The sequence below is a fragment of the Prochlorococcus marinus str. MIT 0918 genome, assembly GCF_027359415.1.
Taxonomy (GTDB): Bacteria; Cyanobacteriota; Cyanobacteriia; order PCC-6307; family Cyanobiaceae; genus Prochlorococcus_E; species Prochlorococcus_E marinus_C.
On the sequence record NZ_CP114780.1, the window covers coordinates 1,137,294 to 1,157,519 of the forward strand.

Annotated in this window: 19 protein-coding genes and 1 tRNA gene; 8 read left to right on the forward strand and 12 right to left on the reverse strand. The window is 36.0% G+C overall.

What is annotated here, in order from left to right:
• The first annotated feature begins 16 nt into the window (after positions 1-16).
• Positions 17-523: a tRNA (adenosine(37)-N6)-threonylcarbamoyltransferase complex ATPase subunit type 1 TsaE gene (tsaE, locus tag O5636_RS06305; protein ID WP_269621963.1), complete on the forward strand. Its 507-nt coding sequence runs from the start codon at positions 17-19 to the stop codon at positions 521-523.
• Here tsaE and O5636_RS06310 read toward each other — a convergent pair.
• Both O5636_RS06310 and mutT read right to left on the reverse strand, forming a co-directional pair.
• Positions 487-1,488 (reverse strand): carbohydrate kinase family protein, encoded by a 1,002-nt coding sequence (locus tag O5636_RS06310; RefSeq protein ID WP_269621964.1) that lies wholly within the window; start codon positions 1,486-1,488, stop codon positions 487-489. The genes tsaE and O5636_RS06310 overlap by 37 nt on opposite strands.
• A 67-nt stretch (positions 1,489-1,555) precedes the next feature.
• Positions 1,556-2,737, reverse strand: coding sequence for an 8-oxo-dGTP diphosphatase MutT (gene mutT / locus O5636_RS06315; RefSeq protein WP_269621965.1), 1,182 nt, complete (start codon positions 2,735-2,737; stop codon positions 1,556-1,558).
• Here mutT and O5636_RS06320 point away from each other — a divergent pair.
• A complete protein-coding gene (locus O5636_RS06320) occupies positions 2,717-3,628 on the forward strand; it encodes an alpha/beta fold hydrolase (RefSeq protein ID WP_269621966.1) in 912 nt (303 codons plus the stop codon). The two genes, mutT and O5636_RS06320, sit on opposite strands and share 21 nt — an antisense overlap.
• Here O5636_RS06320 and O5636_RS06325 read toward each other — a convergent pair.
• From O5636_RS06325 to gyrB, 6 genes are all read right to left on the reverse strand, one after another.
• Entirely contained in the window at positions 3,613-4,653 is a 1,041-nt protein-coding gene (locus tag O5636_RS06325; protein WP_269623540.1) for an RpoD/SigA family RNA polymerase sigma factor, read from the reverse strand. The genes O5636_RS06320 and O5636_RS06325 overlap by 16 nt on opposite strands.
• 66 nt (positions 4,654-4,719) lie before the next feature.
• On the reverse strand, positions 4,720-6,132 hold the full coding sequence (gene mgtE / locus O5636_RS06330) for a magnesium transporter (protein ID WP_269621967.1): 1,413 nt from the start codon (positions 6,130-6,132) through the stop codon (positions 4,720-4,722).
• Positions 6,133-6,167: 35 nt separating this feature from the next.
• Positions 6,168-6,482: a fluoride efflux transporter FluC gene (locus tag O5636_RS06335; protein ID WP_269621968.1), complete on the reverse strand. Its 315-nt coding sequence runs from the start codon at positions 6,480-6,482 to the stop codon at positions 6,168-6,170.
• A 46-nt stretch (positions 6,483-6,528) separates the two neighbouring features.
• Entirely contained in the window at positions 6,529-6,924 is a 396-nt protein-coding gene (locus tag O5636_RS06340; RefSeq protein ID WP_269621969.1) for a fluoride efflux transporter FluC, read from the reverse strand.
• Positions 6,917-7,246 carry an SH3 domain-containing protein gene (locus O5636_RS06345; RefSeq protein ID WP_269621970.1) on the reverse strand — a complete coding sequence of 110 codons (330 nt, stop codon included), beginning with the start codon at positions 7,244-7,246 and terminating at the stop codon, positions 6,917-6,919. Before O5636_RS06345 ends, O5636_RS06340 begins: the two co-directional genes overlap by 8 nt.
• An 8-nt stretch (positions 7,247-7,254) precedes the next feature.
• Positions 7,255-9,231 (reverse strand): DNA topoisomerase (ATP-hydrolyzing) subunit B, encoded by a 1,977-nt coding sequence (gene gyrB / locus O5636_RS06350; RefSeq protein ID WP_269621971.1) that lies wholly within the window; start codon positions 9,229-9,231, stop codon positions 7,255-7,257.
• A gap of 168 nt (positions 9,232-9,399) precedes the next feature.
• Here gyrB and miaA point away from each other — a divergent pair, with 168 nt between their 5' ends.
• The 4 genes from miaA to epsC all read left to right on the forward strand — a co-directional run bounded on the left by miaA (position 9,400) and on the right by epsC (position 12,861).
• Complete coding sequence (gene miaA, locus O5636_RS06355) at positions 9,400-10,299, forward strand: tRNA (adenosine(37)-N6)-dimethylallyltransferase MiaA (RefSeq protein ID WP_269621972.1); 900 nt, start codon at positions 9,400-9,402, stop codon at positions 10,297-10,299.
• Between the two features lie 63 nt (positions 10,300-10,362).
• Complete coding sequence (gene infC / locus O5636_RS06360) at positions 10,363-10,971, forward strand: translation initiation factor IF-3 (RefSeq protein ID WP_269621973.1); 609 nt, start codon at positions 10,363-10,365, stop codon at positions 10,969-10,971.
• Positions 10,972-11,100: 129 nt separating this feature from the next.
• Positions 11,101-12,087, forward strand: coding sequence for a GntR family transcriptional regulator (locus tag O5636_RS06365; protein ID WP_269621974.1), 987 nt, complete (start codon positions 11,101-11,103; stop codon positions 12,085-12,087).
• Between the two features lie 24 nt (positions 12,088-12,111).
• Complete coding sequence (epsC, locus tag O5636_RS06370; RefSeq protein ID WP_269621975.1) at positions 12,112-12,861, forward strand: serine O-acetyltransferase EpsC; 750 nt, start codon at positions 12,112-12,114, stop codon at positions 12,859-12,861.
• On the opposite strand, the gene secA is transcribed toward epsC, so the two are convergent.
• On the reverse strand, positions 12,858-15,698 hold the full coding sequence (secA, locus tag O5636_RS06375) for a preprotein translocase subunit SecA (RefSeq protein WP_269621978.1): 2,841 nt from the start codon (positions 15,696-15,698) through the stop codon (positions 12,858-12,860). The genes epsC and secA overlap by 4 nt on opposite strands.
• Positions 15,699-15,844: 146 nt before the next feature.
• On the opposite strand from secA, the gene O5636_RS06380 reads away from it, so the two are divergent.
• Positions 15,845-16,303: a GNAT family N-acetyltransferase gene (locus O5636_RS06380; RefSeq protein ID WP_269621979.1), complete on the forward strand. Its 459-nt coding sequence runs from the start codon at positions 15,845-15,847 to the stop codon at positions 16,301-16,303.
• Positions 16,304-16,417: 114 nt separating this feature from the next.
• Here the strand turns inward: O5636_RS06380 and O5636_RS06385 are convergent.
• From O5636_RS06385 to psbZ, 3 genes are all read right to left on the reverse strand, one after another.
• A tRNA-Gly gene (locus O5636_RS06385) sits at positions 16,418-16,489 on the reverse strand.
• Between the two features lie 86 nt (positions 16,490-16,575).
• Positions 16,576-17,052, reverse strand: coding sequence for a 6,7-dimethyl-8-ribityllumazine synthase (gene ribH, locus O5636_RS06390; protein WP_269621980.1), 477 nt, complete (start codon positions 17,050-17,052; stop codon positions 16,576-16,578).
• 54 nt (positions 17,053-17,106) lie between these two features.
• A complete protein-coding gene (gene psbZ / locus O5636_RS06395) occupies positions 17,107-17,304 on the reverse strand; it encodes a photosystem II reaction center protein PsbZ (protein ID WP_269621981.1) in 198 nt (65 codons plus the stop codon).
• 160 nt (positions 17,305-17,464) lie between these two features.
• Between psbZ and mutS the strand changes: the two genes are divergently transcribed.
• Positions 17,465-20,209, forward strand: a complete 2,745-nt coding sequence (mutS, locus tag O5636_RS06400) for a DNA mismatch repair protein MutS (RefSeq protein WP_269623541.1) — start codon at positions 17,465-17,467, stop codon at positions 20,207-20,209.
• The last annotated feature ends 17 nt before the right edge of the window (positions 20,210-20,226 follow it).

Genomic DNA, 20,226 nt, shown 5'->3' on the forward strand with positions numbered 1-20,226 from the left:
GGAAGCTAGAAGGAACGTGCAAAAAAAAATCCAGGTTCCTAATCAAATCTCAGACAACTCTAACCAATCAAGCTGGTTCCTTGAAAATCATGACGCCACAATTAAATTTGGCGAATCATTCGTTCACAATCTAAAGGACATTCAAATCCTTTTACTAGATGGACCACTGGGGGCCGGGAAAACATCTTTAGTCAAAGGTCTTGCTAAAGGTCTAGCAATTCAAGAACCAATTACAAGTCCAACTTTTGCATTAGCTCATCATTATCTAAATGGAAAAAGAGCACTGATTCATTTAGACCTTTATAGATTAGACAATCCAATGGCCGCTGATGAATTATTTCTTCAAGAAGAAGAAACTACAAATCAACTAGGAGGGTTAATGGTGATCGAATGGCCATCAAAATTAAGCCTGAAAATAAATGATTCCTACTTAATACAAATTAGATATTTATCTAATGGTGGGAGACAGATTAACCTGATAACTGCTCAACCTAATGATAAAAACTTTTCTACCTCTGGATAATGAGGCTGTGGATCAATTGCTCCTGAACCCTTACAGACCAATGCTCCGCATGCAGCTGAAAACTTAACCATTTGTTCTGCAAGATTATTAGTTATAGGATTTAAAGAGTTAATTAAAACTTGAGATAGCATTCCTGCCATAAAAGCATCCCCTGCTCCAGTGGTATCCACTACTAATGAAGGAGCCAAAGGTTCTGTGGTTCCGTGATAGGAACCAATTTTCCAGCAAATAGGATTAGCTCCATCGGTGATAATGACACTTGGTCTCTGAGGAAGAGAGCCTGAAATAAATACTGGATCGTCGTTATTAAAAAACCATATCGCTTCTTCTTTAGCGAGCTTAATTAATGAAGCTCTTGCCAAAAATGGTTCAATCAAAGAAGAGAATTGATTACTAGGACCGCTTTCAGGAGAAAGTGTTTGATCCCAAAAAGTTGGTCTCCAATTCAAATCAATTGCTATTTGAATACCTTGTTGGACAGATTGGTCAATGATCCATTCAACGACCTCTCTGGAATTATCTCCCGCCAAAAGAATTGTTCCCATTACCAACCAATTTGCATTAATTGAGAGTGCAGGCCATTTACTTTGCAAATTTTTTAAATTTAAAGCCTGATCAGCAAACATATTTTTTTTATTTCCTTTAAAACCGCCAAAACTTCTTTCACCATTGCTATCTCTTTTAACAAGTACAACTCTTGTTAAAAGAGTTTCATGAATTTGTAATGCGGAAATATTGACCCCACATGAGATAAATAAATCTTGAAATTGAGTTCCAATAGAATCATCCCCAACGCAACCAATAAAACCTACATTGAAACCTAGCTTGGCTAAGCCACAAGCAACGTTAGCCGGAGCTCCTCCCAGATAATCATGATGAGAATTTAAAGTCTCAAGACCTCCGCCAAGAGGACCTAAACGATCCACCAATGCTTCTCCTAAACAAATGACATTTGGACTGTTCATATCAAAACTATGTATTAACCCTATAATTATCTAAGATGTAAATTTAACGCTAGGAATCTTATCTCTTTTATAAAGATAGATAATCGTTTAATGCAGAAATGATTTTATGATTAGCTGCTGGAAAAGGATAATTAATCAAATCAATAGGTTGAACCCATTCAACTTGCAAGCTAGATAAAGGTTTAGGTTTTCCAGAAACTAATTTACAAATATAAACAACAAAATGAAGTTTTTTATTAGTATAAAAATGATCAAATTCTATAAGTTTTTGTTCTAATTTTACATCAACATCTAATTCCTCTTTAAGTTCTCTAACAATTGTATATTCTATTAATTCACCATCCTCTTTTTTTCCACCAGGAAACTCCCATAACCCAGCCATAGTTTGACTATTAGTTCTTTGGTCAATAAGAACCTCCCCCAAAGCATTGATAATCAAACCAATTCCAATAACTAAATTTTTTCTCACCTTTCTAACACCTTTAACAGGAAAATTTGTTGGGTCCCCATGATAATAAGCGAAGCAATAAAGTTTCCAAGGGCAGCAAAAACATTTAGGACTATTTGTTGTACAAACAGTTGCTCCTAAATCCATTAATGCCTGATTAAAATGTCTAGGAGCATTTTGATCAAGCAAAAGATTACTTAATTTCCAAAGTCGAACTGAATCCTTCGATAATATTTTTTGACTACCAATTAATCTTGAAAGAATCCTTTTTACATTGCCATCCAATAAAGCTGCTGGGGCATTAAAAGCAGAAGAAATAATACTGGCAGCAGTAGTTTTCCCAATGCCAGGTAAAGAAATCCAACTTTCTAAAGTAAGAGGCCAAGCCTCTGGATCTAAATGATCAGCCTCATTAATTCTGAACAATAGTTGTTTAGAAGCGTCATGTAATCTTTTAGCTCGAGAGTAATAACCTAAACCTTGCCAATGTAGTAAAACATCATGCTGTAAAGCATTAGCTAAATCAGGCAAAGATGGAAATTCTGCTATCCAATTTTCCCAATAAGGTAAAACAACAGCCAATTGCGTTTGCTGAAGCATGACTTCTGCAATCCAAATTGGATAAACAGGTAAGTTTTCATTCAATGTTGGGATACTCTTATCTTGTTTGAGCTTCCAAGGAATCCAGTGCCTTCCATTAAGCTCAAACCAAGCAAGAAGAGCTATTCTCATATCTTCAATCTTTTCAATATTCTCAAAATCTTCTATGGGGTTCTTATCTTGAAAAGCGTGAGAACACATTTCTTTAATTGGAATGGATTAAAAGTTGCATGGCAAGCAAAAGGAGCTGACAGTCAGTATCCTTTAGCAACTTTATTAATTCATGGCTTTGGAGCTAATAAAGATCATTGGAGGAATAATCAAAATGTTCTAGCCTCTATTGCCCCTTGCTATGCAATAGATTTAATAGGATTTGGCCAAAGTAGCCAACCTACTTCAAGACTAATAGGAGAAGAAAAAACACAAAAGAATTTCTTTTATAACTTTGATAACTGGGGACAACAAATTATCGATTTCTCAAACCTAATAATTGATAGGCCCGTTTTATTAATTGGCAATTCAATTGGTGGTGTGATTGCATTAAAAGCAGCAAAAGTACTGGGCAAAAAATGTAAAGGGGTCATTTTAATTAATTGCGCCCAACGACTAATGGATGACAAACAACTTATACATCAACCAGAATGGCAAAGAACAATTCGACCTTTTCTTAAAATTATTACTAGGCAAAGATGGATTACTAAAAGCCTCTTCAAAAATGCTGCAAAGCCATCATTTATTCAAAAAGTACTTAAAACAGCTTATCCCACTTCAAATAACATTGATCAGGAATTAATTAATCTTCTGTATAAACCTACGAAACGATCTGGCGCTCACGAAGCATTTCATGGATTCATTAATATCTTTAACGACTACCTTGCTCCAGAATTAATGAACAATTTAGAACTGCCTGTTCATATGATCTGGGGAGAAAAAGATCCTTGGGAACCACTTGATGAAGCAGAAAAATGGTTCAATACAATTACATGTATAAAGTCTCTAGAGATTATTAAGGACTCTGGACATTGTCCTCACGATGAGAATCCAGAGAAAGTAAACCCTTTATTAATGAAGTTAATTCAACTCGCTACGTAAGCTTCTACCTCATTACCATATTTACGTAATCCTTTCAGACCATCTCTTTCAAGATTTCGAACGCGATCTCTGCTAATACCAAGTATTCTCCCAATCCCAGTCAAAGTCATTGGTGCTTCACCATTAATTCCATAACGCATTCTTAACACTCTATTTTGTAATTCAGGTAATTTACCTAACAACATTTCTAAATCACATTTCATACAATCAGTCTCAATTACTTGCTGAGGTAAATCATTTTTTGTCGACAGTAAATCTAATAAAATAGTATCTTCAGCATTACTAATCTTTGTCTCTAAACTGACAGGTTGACTGGCCCTAAACATTAATTCTTTGACCTCTGAAACAGAAATCTCGACATAATCAGCCAGTTCTTGTAAAGAAGGTGTTCTAGCTAATTGCTGACTAAGTTCTCTTTGTCCTTTCTTAAGTTTATTTAGAACCTCAGTAATATGAATAGGTAATCTAATTAAGCGACTTTTTTCTGCTATTGCTCGTGTTATACCTTGACGAATCCACCAATAAGCATATGTAGAAAACTTATATCCTCGAGCAGGGTCAAACTTTTCAACTCCTCTAACTAAACCAATGGTACCTTCTTGAATCAAATCTAAAAGCTCCATATTCCTTTTTGTATATTTCTTTGCAACACTAACTACTAGTCGCAAATTAGCTGCAACCATTCTCTCTTTCGCCCTAGTTCCTCTCTTAAATCTTTTTTTCAACTCTTCAACAGTAATATCTGCATTTTTTGCAAGGTCTTCTGACGTAAGTTTCTCACCGTGAATACTCTCTAATTCTCTTTGCAAGTTTTCCAAAACCATAAGTTCTTGAACCTGTCTTCCAAGAGTAATTTCCTGCTCATTAGTCAACAATGGAACTCGACCTATATCGCGCAAATAAGATCTCACTAAATCAAGGTCTGCCAAAGGCTTTTGAGTTCCTTGAAAAGAAGTTTCTGTTTTCGAAATAATTTGAGTGCTATTCACAATAGAAACTCTGTTGAGTTTTGTTAAGAATATCATTAAGAACTGTAAAGCCAAAGAAACTTACCGCAAATTAACCTTTTTTAAGTATAAATACCTATAGGCTTAACTTCTTATATTTTGCAGTAACCATGATGCTGTACTTAAATAAATCCATACACCAGCAACATCAGTTGCCGTAGTAATAAAAGGAGCGGACATCAATGCAGGGTCTAATCCCATCCGATGGAACAATAAAGGGAGTGCCGCACCTGCCGTCCCAGCCAAAGTTGTAATAGCCATAAGACTTATACCAACAGCTGCGCCAACTAAAGGCCCCTCTCCTTGCCACCAAGCAAAAGGAACTACAAATAAAAGCATGAGCAGGCCTAATAAGGCCCCTGCAATAGCCTCTCTAAAAATAGCCTTATATAAACCAAAAGCCTGGATTCTTTGAGTACTTAACCCCCTAATGACAACAGTCGAACTCTGGGCACCTACATTTCCTCCTGTACCAATTAGCAAAGGAATAAATGCAGCCAATAAGACAACCTGCTGCAAAACATCATCATTGGAAGCAATAACTTTTGTTGTAAATGCATTTGCAATTACAAGCACAATCAACCAAACCACTCTTCTTCTAGCAACTGCAAATAAATCACTTTGAAAATAATCATCTTCATCTCCTGCTTGAACTGCACCCGCTGCATAGATATCTCGAGTCGCTTCTTGTTCAATTACATCGATTACATCATCAACGGTAACAATTCCAACCAAACGCTTTTCTCTATCTACTACTGGTAAAGCTAAAAAATCATATCTCTGTATGGCTCTAGCAACTTCTTCTTGATCAGTGTCAGTTCGAACATTTACTACATCTTTAGTCATCACATCTCCAATACTTGCTTCAGGATCTGCTGTTACTAAATCTCTCAACGATAATATTCCAGTTAAATGCCTCTCTCTATCAGTTACATAAAGGCTATAAATTGTTTCTGTATAAGGGGCCTGTCTCCTGACAATCGTTAATGCTTCAACTGCACTATGAAATTCCTTTAAATCAATAAATTCTGTGGTCATTAAACGCCCAGCAGTTTCAGGTTCATAACCAAGTAATTGGGCAGTAACTCTCCTTTCTTCAGGGCTTAATTCAGCTAATAATCTCCGAACAACTTTTGCAGGTAACTCATCAAATAATCTCACCCTGTCATCTGGAGACATGCTTTCCACTAATTCCAAAACCTCACCAGAGCGCAATCGATCAAGCAAACTCTGCTGAACAGCCGGTTCTAAATACTCATAAACTTCTATAGCCTCATTTTTACTTAATAATCTAAAAGCTAATGCCTGCAAGATTAAAGGTAAGTTTCCAATTGAATCAGCTATATCAACTGGCTGAACAGGTTCCAGTAAAGTTTTAACCCCATCATAATTACCAGCAGACAACATAGCTTCCAATTGCTGAGCTACAACCTCTGCTAATCGAGGTCCATTAACAGAAGAATCTCCATCAATAGATGCACCTATTGTTTCGTTCATCGGCGCACCAAAATGCAATCAATATTTTATGTCTATTAGGGAAAAAAAGATTGCTTTGTTTTTCTACCAATCCAAAAAGCAATAGCAAAAGCTAAAAATCCTACAATTAAGGTCACAGAAAGCAAAGCAAAAGCTTTAAGAAAAAAGCCATTTCTCATCAAATCCCATACATCAACCATCCAACCGCTATATGTAGTTAAAGCACCACAAAAACCAATTCCCAAAAAGATTTGAATATTAGATCGAAATTCAAGTCCAGATAATAAACCAATCAAAGAAGCTCCAAAGATATTTGCCAAGAAATCATTACCTAACTTCCAACGCAATAAAGCTCCTAAAATAGAAGCCACTACTAAAAAAAAATATTTAACCAACAGAAATAATAAAATAATTCATCTAAATATTGACTAAATTATATCCTATCGCCGCTGCAACTATTCCAAGAAATGTTGAGCAAAATAACCTTAAAAATAAATTATTCCAATTCTGATTAGTAATACAAGAGTAAAAATCAAAGATTAAAGCAGAAAAAGTACTCAAGCTTCCTAAAAAACCAATACATATTAATAGGAAAATTGGATGATTAATACTAAAGGATGATCTTATATTTTGTAGTCCAACAAAAAATCCTAAAAAGAATGTAGCTACCAAGTTGACTAATAATATTCCTTGAAAAGAAGATTTTCTTTTCACCATAAAAAGCCTAACAATATGCATTCGAATTATTGATCCAGGAGCGGCACCTAATCCAACATATAAATACGAATTATAATTATCTAGAAAATCAAACACTAATCCAACCACGAATAACTGAAGAAGGGATTTCAATAAAGTCAGGGGTGGCTAATTTAACATGCATCCAATTTTGACCTGATTCATTTACCCAAACTCTTACAACTTTAACCGGTGTTCCTGGTTGTATTTCTCGAAGTGGTTTTGAGATTAATGAAGGATCAGAGAAGAGAATACAAGATTCATTAGCAAAGAAAATCTCTTCAAAACGTTGACTTTGAATTATTTCTATTTTAGATCTATTGCCACCTCCTGCTGGTAAAGCAATAGGTGCTATCAAAGCAAATATTAATAAACACCCCCAGCGAAAAATAGAGCTCATTAAAAGTATTAAATATCTAATGAAGCCATGTCCATTTCTACACTGTGTGTTTCTATAAATTCTCTTCTTGGAGCAACCTTATCTCCCATAAGTATTGTGAAAATCCTATCAGCTTCTAAAGCATCTTCTATCTCTACTCTCTTCATCATTCTTGTAGAAGGGTCCATAGTAGTTTCCCATAATTGCTTAGGCATCATTTCACCTAAACCCTTAAATCTCTGAATTGTATAATTTGCTTTCTCACCAAAACTTGCTATTGTTTTTTTCAAATCAGATTCCTGATAACAATAAGTATGGTTCTTACCTCTTTCAACCTTATATAATGGCGGACAAGCAATATAAACATAACCTCCTTCTACCAGTTCTTTCTGATATCTATAAAAGAACGTAAGTAAAAGTGTACGGATATGAGCTCCATCAACATCAGCATCTGTCATAATTACAACTCTATGATATCTAAGATTTTTAAGTGAAAATTCCTCACCTTTAATACCTAAACCAAGTCCAGTTATGAGTGCTTGAATCTCTGTATTTTTATAAATCTTTGCATCATCTGTTTTTTCAATATTTAATATTTTTCCTCTCAAAGGCAATATTGCCTGAAACCTTCTATCTCTTCCTTGCTTTGCAGAACCTCCAGCAGAGTCGCCTTCCACGATATATATTTCCGATTCAGAAGGATCACGAGAACTACAGTCTGCTAATTTTCCTGGAAGAGTAGTACTCTCAAGAACACTTTTTCTGCGAACAAGTTCACGCGCACGTCTTGCAGCCTCTGCAGCATTAAAAGCTTGGATTGCTTTCTCTAGAATTAGATCAATCACAGATGGATTAAATTCCAAATATTGACTTAAAGATTCACCTACAAGACTGTCAACAATCCCTCTAACTTCAGTATTGCCTAATTTTGTTTTAGTTTGACCTTCAAACTCAGGTTCAGGAACTTTCACAGAAAGCACAACTGTTAACCCCTCTCGAATATTCTCTCCAGCAAGGTTTGAATCTCCCTCTTTTCGTTTACCTCGTTTTCGTGCAAATGTATTAAGTGTACGAGTTAAAACTGTTTTCAAACCTTCAATATGGGTTCCTCCATCAACTGTTCTAATGTTATTTGCAAAGCCGAGAATACTATCTGAATAAGCATCAATACACCACTGAAGAGCAGCTTCAACTTGTACACCATCTTTTTCAGAATTGACATATATAATTTCTGGATGCAAAGCATCTTTCTCAGAATTCATATAAGCAACATATTCTTTAATGCCTCCTTCATAAAAATAAACTTCTTCATACCCGATTCCCTTCTCATCAATTGCCGTTTTTCTTTCATCACGAAAAACAATTTTTACTCCACCATTTAAATAAGCTAATTCTCTTAATCTCGATGATAAAGTTCCATAATCAAAAGCAATTCCATTAGTAAATATTTGAGTATCAGGCTTAAAGGTAACTGTAGTGCCTGTAGTTTTGCTTTCTTCTTTTGATTGCTTTTCCGAACGAAGTGTTCCTACAGGAGCTCCTCTTTCAAACTTTTGATAATGAATATGTTCTTGTCTCCTAACAGTAACTTCAACCCATTCACTAAGAGCATTTACAACTGAAACCCCTACTCCATGTAATCCTCCTGAAACCTTATATCCACCACTGCCAAATTTTCCACCAGCATGAAGAACAGTCAAAACTGTTTCTAATGCACTTTTGCCAGTTTTCGGATGGACATCAGTTGGAATTCCACGTCCATTGTCACTAATTGAAGCTGAACCATCAGAGCAAAGAATAACAACTATTTCATTACAATGACCTGCTAGAGCCTCATCTACAGCATTGTCAACAACTTCATAGACGAGATGATGCAATCCTCTAGGCCCAGTGGAACCTATATACATTCCAGGCCTTTTGCGAACAGGTTCTAATCCCTCTAGAACCTGAATTTGTTCAGCGCCGTAAGCAGCCTGAACTTTCTTTACCTTGGATTCTTCGCTCATTCGTCTAGATATACCCAGGAAAGGTTGTTTGTAAAAGATGCAATGACAAAAAAACCTCTCCTTGGCATCTTCAATTTACCACTGGTAACCAAGAAAGGCTTGAAAGAAATTGCTAAAAAAGCAAAAGACTTCTTCAACTCAAACGATCCATTCTGCTAGAAAAAATTTATGCAAGGGAAAAAACCACTGATAATAGTTTTGCTAGGGCCAACAGCAAGTGGTAAAACTGATCTTGCTATCGAAATAGCCAAAAAGATAAAAGTCAATATTCACAATATTGATTCTCGTCAACTTTATAAAGAGATGGATATAGGTACAGCTAAGCCAACACTGGCGCAACAAGAAAAAATCAATCACTATCTTATTAATTTGAGAGCCCCTAATAATCCAATAACATTAAATGAATTTAAAAAAGAAGCCGAAATTAGTATTCAAAAAGAACTAAACATAAAAAATCGCAGTTTTCTTGTAGGGGGAAGTGGTCTTTATCTTAAAGCAATCATTTATGGGCTTTGTCCTCCCTCCGTACCTCCACAACCATTGCTTCGTGAAAAGTTTAAAAATATTGGACAATTAGAATGCCATCAAATACTTCAAAAATGTGATCCAATCGCAGGGGGAAAAATTTCACAAACAGATGCAATACGAACAGTGCGTGCATTAGAAGTATTTTTTGCAACAGGAAAAAAAATCAGTTCATTACAATCTTTGAAAGCGCCAAATTGGACTGTTTTGGAATTAGGTTTAAACCCTTCAAATCTTCATCAAAGAATTGCTGAGCGAACAAAAAATATATATGCAAAAGGTCTTGTAGAAGAAACTGAACAATTAGTTGAAAAATATGGACCAGAGCTTCCCTTACTTCAAACAATTGGTTACAAAGAGGCCTTGGCGTTAATTGAAGGAGAATATTCATTAGTTGAAGCCATCAATGTAACAACCAATCGCACTAATCAATTTGCAAAAAAACAAAGGACTTGGTTTCGCCATCAACATAATGCAAAATGGCTAAATGAAAAGAACTCTCTAGAAGAAGCTCTCTCTTTGATCAAAAACGTTATAGGGTGATCTCAGTAGATCTAAAATTTGGAGATTCCTTATTCGTTCTGCTTTATTCCTTAATCACACTGAATGCCACCACGTCCCCGGTTTGATCGACGCGCTCCAGTCAGAGAGCTACCCAACATTAATGAACGTATCAAATATCCAAAACTCAGGGTAGTTGATGCAGATGGAGCACAACTTGGAGTTATAAGCCGAGAAGAAGCTTTACAAGTAGCTCAAGATAGAGAGCTAGATCTTGTTTTAGTAAGTGAAAAAGCAGACCCACCAGTATGCAGAATCATGAACTATGGCAAATTTAAATTTGAGCAAGAAAAAAAAGCTAAAGAAGCCAAAAAGAAATCACATCAAACGGAAGTAAAAGAAGTCAAAATGCGATACAAAATTGATCAGCATGATTATCTAGTGCGTATTGGTCAAGCAACACGTTTTTTAAAAGCTGGCGACAAAGTTAAATGCACAGTTATTTTTAGAGGTAGAGAGATTCAGCATTCAAATCTTGCCGAATCTCTTCTTGCCAGAATGGCAAAAGACCTCGAAGAAGAAGCAGAAATTCAACAATCAGCAAAAAGAGAAGGAAGGAATATGATTATGTTTCTAACTCCAAGAAAGACTCCTCTTATCAAAAAAGAAAGTGAGGATAAAAAAAACAATTCAAAAGCTAAGCGAACAATTTAATCTTTCATTAAAAAACTATTGTTTAGATAACAATTTGCAAAACCTGTCACATAAGCTTAGGACAAACAAGCAATTGTCACCCAAGCATTAATTCTCTATTGTGACCACATTGAAACTTGGCATACAGGTGTGAAATTCCATATTCAACAGGAGAGTGACATCCCTGCCTCAACTCAACTGTACAATCAAATATGTTTTGCTATTGCTGCTAGGCACTATCCTCCTGGACATAGGCTCCCAAGCACGCGTCAATTAGCTATGCAAACTGGTTTGCATAGAAATACAATTAGCAAGGTATATCGGCAATTAGAAACCGATGGGGTTGTTGAAGCTATTGCTGGTTCAGGTATTTACGTTCGAGATCAACAAAAGCAAAGAGAGCTAAAGGAAGCTAATGCTCAAAGGAAAAAAGGGATTACTGATCTAGACCAAGAGGTCAGAAATAGCGTTGATGAATTACTTAATGCTGGATGTACTCTCCAACAAACAAGAGAGTTATTTGTGCAAGAAATTGACTGGAGACTGCGTTGTGGGGCAAGAGTTCTTATCAGTACACCAAGAGAGGATTTAGGTGCTTCTATGCTAATAGCTGAAGAATTAGGTCCAAACCTGAATGTTCCAATTGAAGTTGTTCCAATGGAAGAACTAGAAGCTGTTCTAGAAACTTCCAATATAGGAACTGTTGTTACTAGCCGTTATTTCCTTCAACCATTAGAAGAGTTAGCAAAACGACATAGTGTCAGAGCAATAGCAGTAGATCTCAGTGATTTTGAAAAAGAACTCAACCTACTCAAAGAGTTGCGAGCAGGAAGTTGTGTTGGAATTGTAAGTATTAGCCCAGGCATACTTAGAGCAGCGGAAGTGATTTTACACAGCATGAGAGGAAATGAACTCTTGCTTATGACTGCCAATCCTGACGTAGGAAGTAGACTACTAGCTCTTTTAAGAGCATCAAACTATGTTTTATGTGATAGTCCTAGTCTTCCAATAGTTGAACATACGCTTAGACAAAATCGCTCCCAACTCATTCGAATGCCACAAATTCACTGTGCAGAAAAATATCTAAGCGATTCAACTCTGGAACGCCTTCAAAAAGAAATTGGTCTTCTTAAATAACAATTTCCTTATTTCTTTGAGAAGATGCTTAAAGCTTTTTACTCAGATTTAGCGATTATTCGCGAAAGAGATCCAGCAGCAAGAGGAATTCTAGAAATAGTACTCTGCTATCCAGGATTTCAGGCAATAGTTCTTCATCGTATTAGCCACAAACTATGGAACAAAAGAATACCTCTTTTGCCAAGGGTTCTTAGTCAATTTACAAGGGCCGTGACAGGTATAGAAATTCATCCTGGTGCAAAAATAGGAAAAGGTGTTTTTATTGACCATGGAATGGGAGTTGTTATTGGCGAAACAACTGAAATAGGTAATCGATGCCTTCTATATCAGGGCGTCACACTAGGAGGTACAGGAAAAAGCCATGGGAAAAGGCATCCAACCTTATCTGAAAATGTTGTGGTAGGAGCTGGTGCAAAAGTTTTAGGGGCAATAAAAGTAGGAGCTAATACCAGAATTGGAGCAGGCTCAGTTGTAGTAAGAGATGTGGAAGCAGACAGTACAGTCGTTGGAATCCCTGGGAGGATTATTCATCAAAGTGGTGTTCGCATAAATCCTTTAGCCCACTCTGCCCTCCCTGATGCTGAAGCAACTATTATTAAAAACCTAATGGATAGAATCGACTGCTTAGAAAGTGAAGTGAGAACACTAAGTAATATTCTAGATGAATTAAATAAGGGTAATGTTACTCCTAACAAAATATTTTCTGGAGAAGCACAAAACCTCAAAGATAAGGAAATTATTGAATTTCTTGGAGATAATATTAAAGAAGATTAATTCTTTTCTGGTGGGGCAGGTTGAAACATAAACATAGAGTAAATAACATTTCTTCTCATATTTGTCATCATCTCAAGGAACATATCATACCCTTCATTTTTATATTCAATTAAAGGATCTTTCTGGCCATATCCTCTCAACCCTACAGATTCTCTTAAAGCATCCATAGCTTGTAAATGCTCTCTCCATAGTGTATCTATTTGTTGAAGAATAAAAAATCTTTCCGCTTCTCTCATAAGTCCTGGTCTATCTTTTTCAATTTGTGTTTCCTTTAAGTCATAAGCATTTCTTAATTGCTCTTGAAGAAATGCTTGCAACTCATCAATATCCAAACCTTTAATATCACTTGGTTTTAAATCATCTAATAGATATACAAACTCCTGAACCTTGGATACTAATTGTTGTAGATCCCATTCTTCAGATGGCAAATCAGAATTGACATAAGCAAAAACAATCTCTTGCATAGTCCTTTCACCATATCCAATTACTTGTTTCTTTAGTTCAATACCTTCTAAAACTCTATGTCGTTCAGAATAAACAGCGCGTCTTTGATTATTCATAACCTCATCATATTCAAAAACCTGTTTTCGAATATCAAAATAATAAGTTTCAACTTTTTTCTGAGCACTTTCTAAAGATCTTGTCAACATTCCTGACTCAATTGGTATATCTTCATCAACACGAAAAGCGTTCATCAATGAAGCAACTCTCTCACCACCAAAAATTCGAAGCAAGTTATCTCCTAATGACAAAAAGAATCTTGTACTGCCTAAATCTCCTTGCCGCCCTGCTCGACCTCTTAACTGATTATCCACTCGACGAGATTCATGTCGCTCCGTACCAATAACATGTAACCCTCCAACTTCTCTAACATGCTTTTCTTCTTGCTTAACCACAACATCATATTCTGATTTCACTGTTGAAATAGCTTCTCTCAAAGACTTAATTAAGGGGTCTTCAGTTGGAGCCTTTTCTGCAGCCGTTGAAATACGATCTTCAAGGTCAATTGGACTTAATTTTCTATCCCCCCATGCTTTAACTAACTTACGTTCCAATTCTATAAGAACTTTCTCCGTATCATCTGTCAAAATACAGGGGTAAAGACTGCTAACAGGAACACTCTTGGTAATTGTCTGAGATTTAATATTTTTGGAATTTTCATTTTCCTCTCCAAATCCCGTAGATGATTGATCTTGTCGTTGTAGCGGTATAGGTGGTTTATGTCCATCCTCTGGCTTAACTAATTTGGGAGCAAGGGCCTCTCTTACCTTTAAACGCGCCATATAATCACTGTTACCCCCAAGAATAATGTCCGTGCCGCGGCCTGCCATATTAGTTGCAATAGTTACTGCACCTGCTCTACCTGCCTGTGCAACAATCTCAGCCTCACGTTCAACGTTCTCAGGTTTAGCGTTAAGGAGATTATGAGGTATCTTTTGTTCAGATAACAAAGCGCTTAAAACCTCACTTTTCTCAACACTGGTTGTCCCTACTAAAACAGGCCTCCCTTGATTGTGTATCTGCGCAGTTTCATTGGCCACAGCTCTCCACTTAGCAGCTTCTGTTTTGAAGACTTGATCTACCCAATCTTCTCTAGACCGAGGTCGATTAGTAGGAATTACAGTTGTCTCAAGTTGATATGTTTTTTCAAATTCAACCTCCTCAGTTTTAGCAGTTCCAGTCATACCAGCTAGACGTGGATATAAAAGAAAGAAGTTCTGATATGTAATTGATGCAAGAGTCTGTGTTTCAGGCTGAATTGGCAATTGTTCCTTTGCTTCTATTGCTTGATGTTGTCCATCACTCCACCGACGTCCTGGCATTACACGTCCTGTAAATTCATCTACAATTACAGCCTCATTACTTCTTACGATGTAATTGACATCTTTAATAAATAATTCTTTGGCTTTTAAAGCATTAGTGATGTAATGAGCCCAGGGATCTTTAGGATCATATAAATCACTAACATTTAATAACTGCTCCGATTTAGCAAATCCTTCATCAGTCAAAGTGCAGGTTCTTTGTTTTTCATCTACTTCATAATCACCTTCTGGATCAATCCCATCTTTTCCCATCTCAGCAGCTCGTTGTAAAGCAAGGACAACTTCTGCAGCTTTTTGATACTTTTCTTGAGGTCGTTCTACTTGTCCAGAAATAATTAATGGAGTTCTAGCCTCATCAATTAAAATTGAATCAACTTCATCAATAATACAAAATTGAAAATTTTTCTGAACAATCTCATTAATATCATTAGCCATATTATCTCTTAAATAATCAAATCCAAGTTCTGAATTTGTCGCATAAGTTATATCACATTGATAATTTTTTCGTCTCTCTAAAGGATTCATATCTTGTTGAATCAAACCTACAGATAATCCTAAAAATCTATGCACTTGTCCCATCCACTCTGCATCTCGTCTTGCTAAATAATCATTAACAGTTACTACATGGACTCCTCTACCTGTAAGAGCATTTAAATAACTAGGCAAAGTTGCAACTAGGGTTTTACCTTCTCCAGTTTTCATTTCAGCAATTTGCCCTTCATGTAAAACCATTCCGCCTATTAGTTGCACATCAAAATGTCTCATTCCTAAGACTCTCTTACTTGCTTCTCTAACTACTGCAAAAGCTTCCGGGAGAAGTTCATCCAAACACTCTCGTTGTAAATCAAAATTGGAAATTTTATCCAATTGACTGCGAAAAAGAGCGGTTTTTGCTCTTAATTCATCGTCAGTCAGAGGAGATATCTCCTCTTCCAAAATATTGATATCAGACAAAATCGGCTGATAGCGCTTCAGCTTGCGAGCATTTGGATCTCCCAGCAAAAGCTTGAGCATGATTACAGGAACTACAAATACCTACTTAGCCTAACTAACTACGATCAGAGTTACATACGTCATAAAAGAATTAAGCGCTATAAAAGACATATGTGAAGTTTATTTGAAGGGTTATTCAAAGAAAATTTGATTTATGATGTTTTACTATGCAACGCCTAAAACTGATCCATCATGCACCAGGGGCCCCTGGATTGAGATTTTTAGGCCTAGGTCCATACTTCCTACCCATACAAGGACTTACTAAACTCCAAAAACTTCTTGAAAAACATGCTTTTTGGGCAACAGGGAGAAATTATAAAAATCTACGTAAATTACTTGCTAAAAGCACAATAGTTATAACTCTATGGAGAGGAAAGAGATTAATCGGTTTTGGCAGAGCAACAAGTGATGGGGTTTATAGGGCTGTTTTATGGGACATAGTTGTTGCAGGTGATTTGCAAGGACAAGGGCTGGGTAGAAAAGTAGTGGAAGCTCTTCTCTCATCTCCTTCAATTAAAGAAGTAGAACGTATTTATCTAATGACCACAAATAGTGATGAGTTCTACAAGCAACTTGGCTTTAAAAATTGCAATCATCAAAAATTACTAATTAGATCAAAAAGTTAAAAATTGACCCGATAACACTAAAAAGGAAAGCCCCTGAGAAGACTAACCTTATTAAAAAGTAAAAATTTTAAACGCTGGAATCTATCAAAAAGAAGTATTAATTCGACTTTTTAAAGCGGATGAAGAGATTCGAACTCTCGACCCTCTCCTTGGCAAGGAGATGCTCTACCACTGAGCTACATCCGCAAGTCCATAAATATTCTACCTACCAAAGCAGCATGACTTAAGAAAGGTCCTATGGTCAATGATTTGAGTTAATTGATACGGGTTGATTAATTCAAAGAATTCATCAATGAACCCATTTCAATAGCTTGCAATGCATAATTCCAACCAAGATTACTTTTAACACCAGCTCTTTCTAAGGCCTGTTGCATAGTGTCAGTAGTAAGTAAACCAAAAATTATTGGCACCCCTGTTTCTCTTGAAACTGATGCAATTCCTTTACTGGATTCATTAATTACAACATCAAAATGAGGAGTATCGCCTCTTATCACTGCGCCAAGTGTAATCAAAACATCATATCGTCCAGTTTTAGCCAATGATTGAGAAACTAAAGGAAGCTCAAAAGAACCTGGAACCCAAGCTATATCTAATTGATCGCTAGTTTCCGCAATATCAATACCATGTCTATTTAAGCAGTCAAGGCAACCACTTAATAGCTTATTAGTAACTAAATCGTTGAAACGAGCTACAACGATCGCAACTTTCAAGCTTGAAGCATTTTGAAAACGCCCTTCAATAACAACCATTACTTGCTAGAAAATGCCTATTTAGACCTACCTTCGCATGCAACGTGTTGAAGTTCAAACAAAGAAATCAAGTAAGCCATTAATTAAGACTAGGTGGAACCAAACGCCACCAATAATCTCAATTTTCTTAATTTCTCCATTACGACGATCTTGAGGATCTGACTGAGTCATATAAAGAACTGGAACACCAACAACTAATATCAATGAAGCAAATAGAAGGGCGTTAATAGCAACAGAACTAAGTACCTGCATGGGGAATGGAGCAATGGAGCAGAAGCTCTTTTCAATCAACTAATTGTCACATGAGATTGGACATTTTTTACAAAAATGACAAGGGTTGTCGCGAGGCTTCACATCCAAAAAACAAAAAGAGCCTTACGATGCCAACAATTACGTTGGCAGAAAAGCATCTATGACTGCCGAAAGCAAGCCTTTGCAAGGGGACTTTTTCATTAATCCAGAAGAAGAGGGTGTTACAAAGACTTCAAGAAAAACTCCGGTAGAAGATAAGGATTACGACATAAAAGATGAAGATTTGACAAAAGACGCTGAATTAAGACCTAGAAAAAAAAACGGTTCTAACACAAAAAATAAGCTTGTCTTCAAAGAACCAAATTCAGTCAAACCTTCTAATCTCCCAAACTGGTCTCACCATAGTCTTGTGGAACTTGAAGAGCTCACTCCAGCACTTAAACATTATGTAGAACTAAAAATAAAAAACCCTAAAAGGATTTTGCTTTATCGGTTAGGAGATTTTTTTGAGTGTTTTTTTGAGGATGCAATCCAATTATCACAATTATTAGAACTAACTCTAACTGGCAAAGATGGCGGTAAAAACATAGGGCGAGTCCCTATGGCAGGCATTCCCCATCATGCTGCAGAAAAATACTGCTCAATACTGATCCAAAAAGGCCTATCAATAGCAATATGTGATCAACTTGAAAGTGTGCATAACAAAGAAGGAAAACTAATTAAAAGAGGAATTACAAGAATACTTACACCTGGAACAGTAATTGAATCAGGAATGTTGCAAGCCAAAAAGAATAATTGGTTAGCGTCAATTTTAATTGAATCAAAAGCAAATAATGATTCATTAAAATGGGGTTTAGCTAGTGCAGATATAAGTACAGGGGAATTTAAAGCTGAAGAAGGAGAAGGCATTAACTCTCTAGAACAAAATTTATTAACTATTGAAGCCTCTGAAATTGTGTCAGAAAAATTAGATCCAGATATATTAAAAAATTTAAAATTAAAGCATATTCAAGTACATCAATTATCTAAAACTTCTTTTAGCCTTCCTGAAGCAGAATCAATTATTAAAAAGCATTATCAATTAAAGGCTATTCAAGGAATTGGATTTAAAGAATCACAATTAGCATTAAGAGCAGCAGGAGGACTTATTGGTTATCTCTATGAAACTAACCCTATACAAAAAACTACGTTTAAAAGCAAAAATAATCAAGCTCCTCTTGAGGTTCCAAAAATTAATTTTCCTAAAAATAGTTTATTTATAGATGCTCAAACACGAAGAAATCTTGAAATAACAAAAACACAAAGAGATGGAAAATTTCAAGGTTCCTTTTTATGGGCAATTGATAGAACACTTACAGCAATGGGAGGAAGATGTATAAGGCAATGGGTCGATAATCCTTTAATTGATGTTAATAAAATACTGCAAAGACAAAATCTAATAACTGTATTAGTTAGCAATAGAGCTCTAAGAATTACTATCAGGGGCCTATTAAAAAGTATGGGCGATCTCGAAAGACTTGCTGGTAGAGCAGGTGCAGGTCAAGCAGGTGCCAGAGAACTCATTGCTATTGCTGAAGGTTTAGAAAGACTTCCTCAATTGTCATCATATTTAAATGAACTACCAAAAAATCTACCCCCATGGTTTACTAAATTACAAAAAATCAACCCAGAACTTATAGATCTAGCTAAGAGAATCAAGGATGAATTAATAGACAATCCTCCATTAAATATTACAGAAGGAGGAATAATATATGATGGCGTAGATCCCATATTAGATGGTTTAAGAAATCAACTTGATGATCAAGATAAATGGCTTGCTAATCAAGAAAAAAAGGAAAGGAGAATTAGTAGAATTAATAATCTTAAGCTTCAGTACCATAGAACATTTGGTTATTTTTTATCAGTCAGCAAATCAAAAGCTCATGATGTACCATCCCATTGGATTAGAAGGCAAACTTTAGCTAATGAAGAGAGATTTGTAACACCTGATTTAAAAGCTAAAGAAGGAAAGATATTCCAATTAAAAATAAAATCTTGTACACGTGAGTATGAATTATTTTGCAAGCTTAGAGAATTAGTTGGCATACATGCACCTGCAATTAGACAGTCAGCCAAAGCAATTGCTGGACTAGATGTTCTAGCTGGTTTGGCAGAGCTGGCTGCGACTAATAATTATTGTCCTCCAACAATAATTGGAATCAAAGATGATTCTGACTCAAGAAAAATTAACATCAAAGAATGTAGACATCCAGTTGTAGAACAACTTTTAGTAGAGGAACTTTTCCAACCAAATAGTATTAACCTAGGAAACAAAACTGACTTGATAATACTTACAGGACCCAATGCAAGTGGTAAAAGTTGTTTTTTACGTCAAATAGGCTTAATACAATTACTTACACAAATTGGCAGCTGGATCCCTGCCAAAAAAGCTAATATAAGTATTGCAGATAAAATATTTACTCGAGTAGGTGCGGTAGATGATTTAGCAGCAGGTCAATCTACATTTATGGTTGAAATGGCAGAAACTGCATTTATATTAAATCAAGCAACAAAAAACTCTTTAGTTCTATTAGACGAGATTGGGAGAGGTACATCTACTTTTGATGGCCTATCAATTGCTTGGTCAGTAAGTGAATTTCTTGCTAGGAGCATTCGAAGTCGCACAATATTTGCAACCCATTATCAAGAATTAAATGCTCTATCCGAATCATTGAATAATATTTCTAACTTTCAAGTGCTTGTAAAGGAAGCTGGAGAAAGCATAAGTTTTCTTCACAAAGTAATACCTGGTGCTTCAAATAGAAGTTATGGAATTGAAGTAGCTCGGCTTGCAGGAGTTCCCATACCTGTCATTCAAAGGGCTCGAAAAGTTCTGAATGAGCTTGAGAAAAAAAATAAAAACTGATTTGACACCATTAAACA

What these genes read in the sequence shown, in the direction of transcription:
- miaA (WP_269621972.1), top strand. Translation starts at nt 9,400, where the DNA reads ATGCAAGGGAAAAAACCACTGATAATAGTTTTGCTAGGGCCAACAGCA.
- O5636_RS06345 (WP_269621970.1), bottom strand. Translation starts at nt 7,246, where the DNA reads ATGAGCTCTATTTTTCGCTGGGGGTGTTTATTAATATTTGCTTTGATA.
- secA (WP_269621978.1), bottom strand. Translation starts at nt 15,698, where the DNA reads ATGCTCAAGCTTTTGCTGGGAGATCCAAATGCTCGCAAGCTGAAGCGC.
- O5636_RS06380 (WP_269621979.1), top strand. Translation starts at nt 15,845, where the DNA reads ATGCAACGCCTAAAACTGATCCATCATGCACCAGGGGCCCCTGGATTG.
- psbZ (WP_269621981.1), bottom strand. Translation starts at nt 17,304, where the DNA reads ATGCAGGTACTTAGTTCTGTTGCTATTAACGCCCTTCTATTTGCTTCA.
- gyrB (WP_269621971.1), bottom strand. Translation starts at nt 9,231, where the DNA reads ATGAGCGAAGAATCCAAGGTAAAGAAAGTTCAGGCTGCTTACGGCGCT.
- mutS (WP_269623541.1), top strand. Translation starts at nt 17,465, where the DNA reads ATGACTGCCGAAAGCAAGCCTTTGCAAGGGGACTTTTTCATTAATCCA.
- ribH (WP_269621980.1), bottom strand. Translation starts at nt 17,052, where the DNA reads ATGGTTGTTATTGAAGGGCGTTTTCAAAATGCTTCAAGCTTGAAAGTT.
- epsC (WP_269621975.1), top strand. Translation starts at nt 12,112, where the DNA reads ATGCTTAAAGCTTTTTACTCAGATTTAGCGATTATTCGCGAAAGAGAT.
- O5636_RS06325 (WP_269623540.1), bottom strand. Translation starts at nt 4,653, where the DNA reads ATGATATTCTTAACAAAACTCAACAGAGTTTCTATTGTGAATAGCACT.
- infC (WP_269621973.1), top strand. Translation starts at nt 10,363, where the DNA reads ATGCCACCACGTCCCCGGTTTGATCGACGCGCTCCAGTCAGAGAGCTA.
- O5636_RS06310 (WP_269621964.1), bottom strand. Translation starts at nt 1,488, where the DNA reads ATGAACAGTCCAAATGTCATTTGTTTAGGAGAAGCATTGGTGGATCGT.
- mgtE (WP_269621967.1), bottom strand. Translation starts at nt 6,132, where the DNA reads ATGAACGAAACAATAGGTGCATCTATTGATGGAGATTCTTCTGTTAAT.
- mutT (WP_269621965.1), bottom strand. Translation starts at nt 2,737, where the DNA reads ATGTGTTCTCACGCTTTTCAAGATAAGAACCCCATAGAAGATTTTGAG.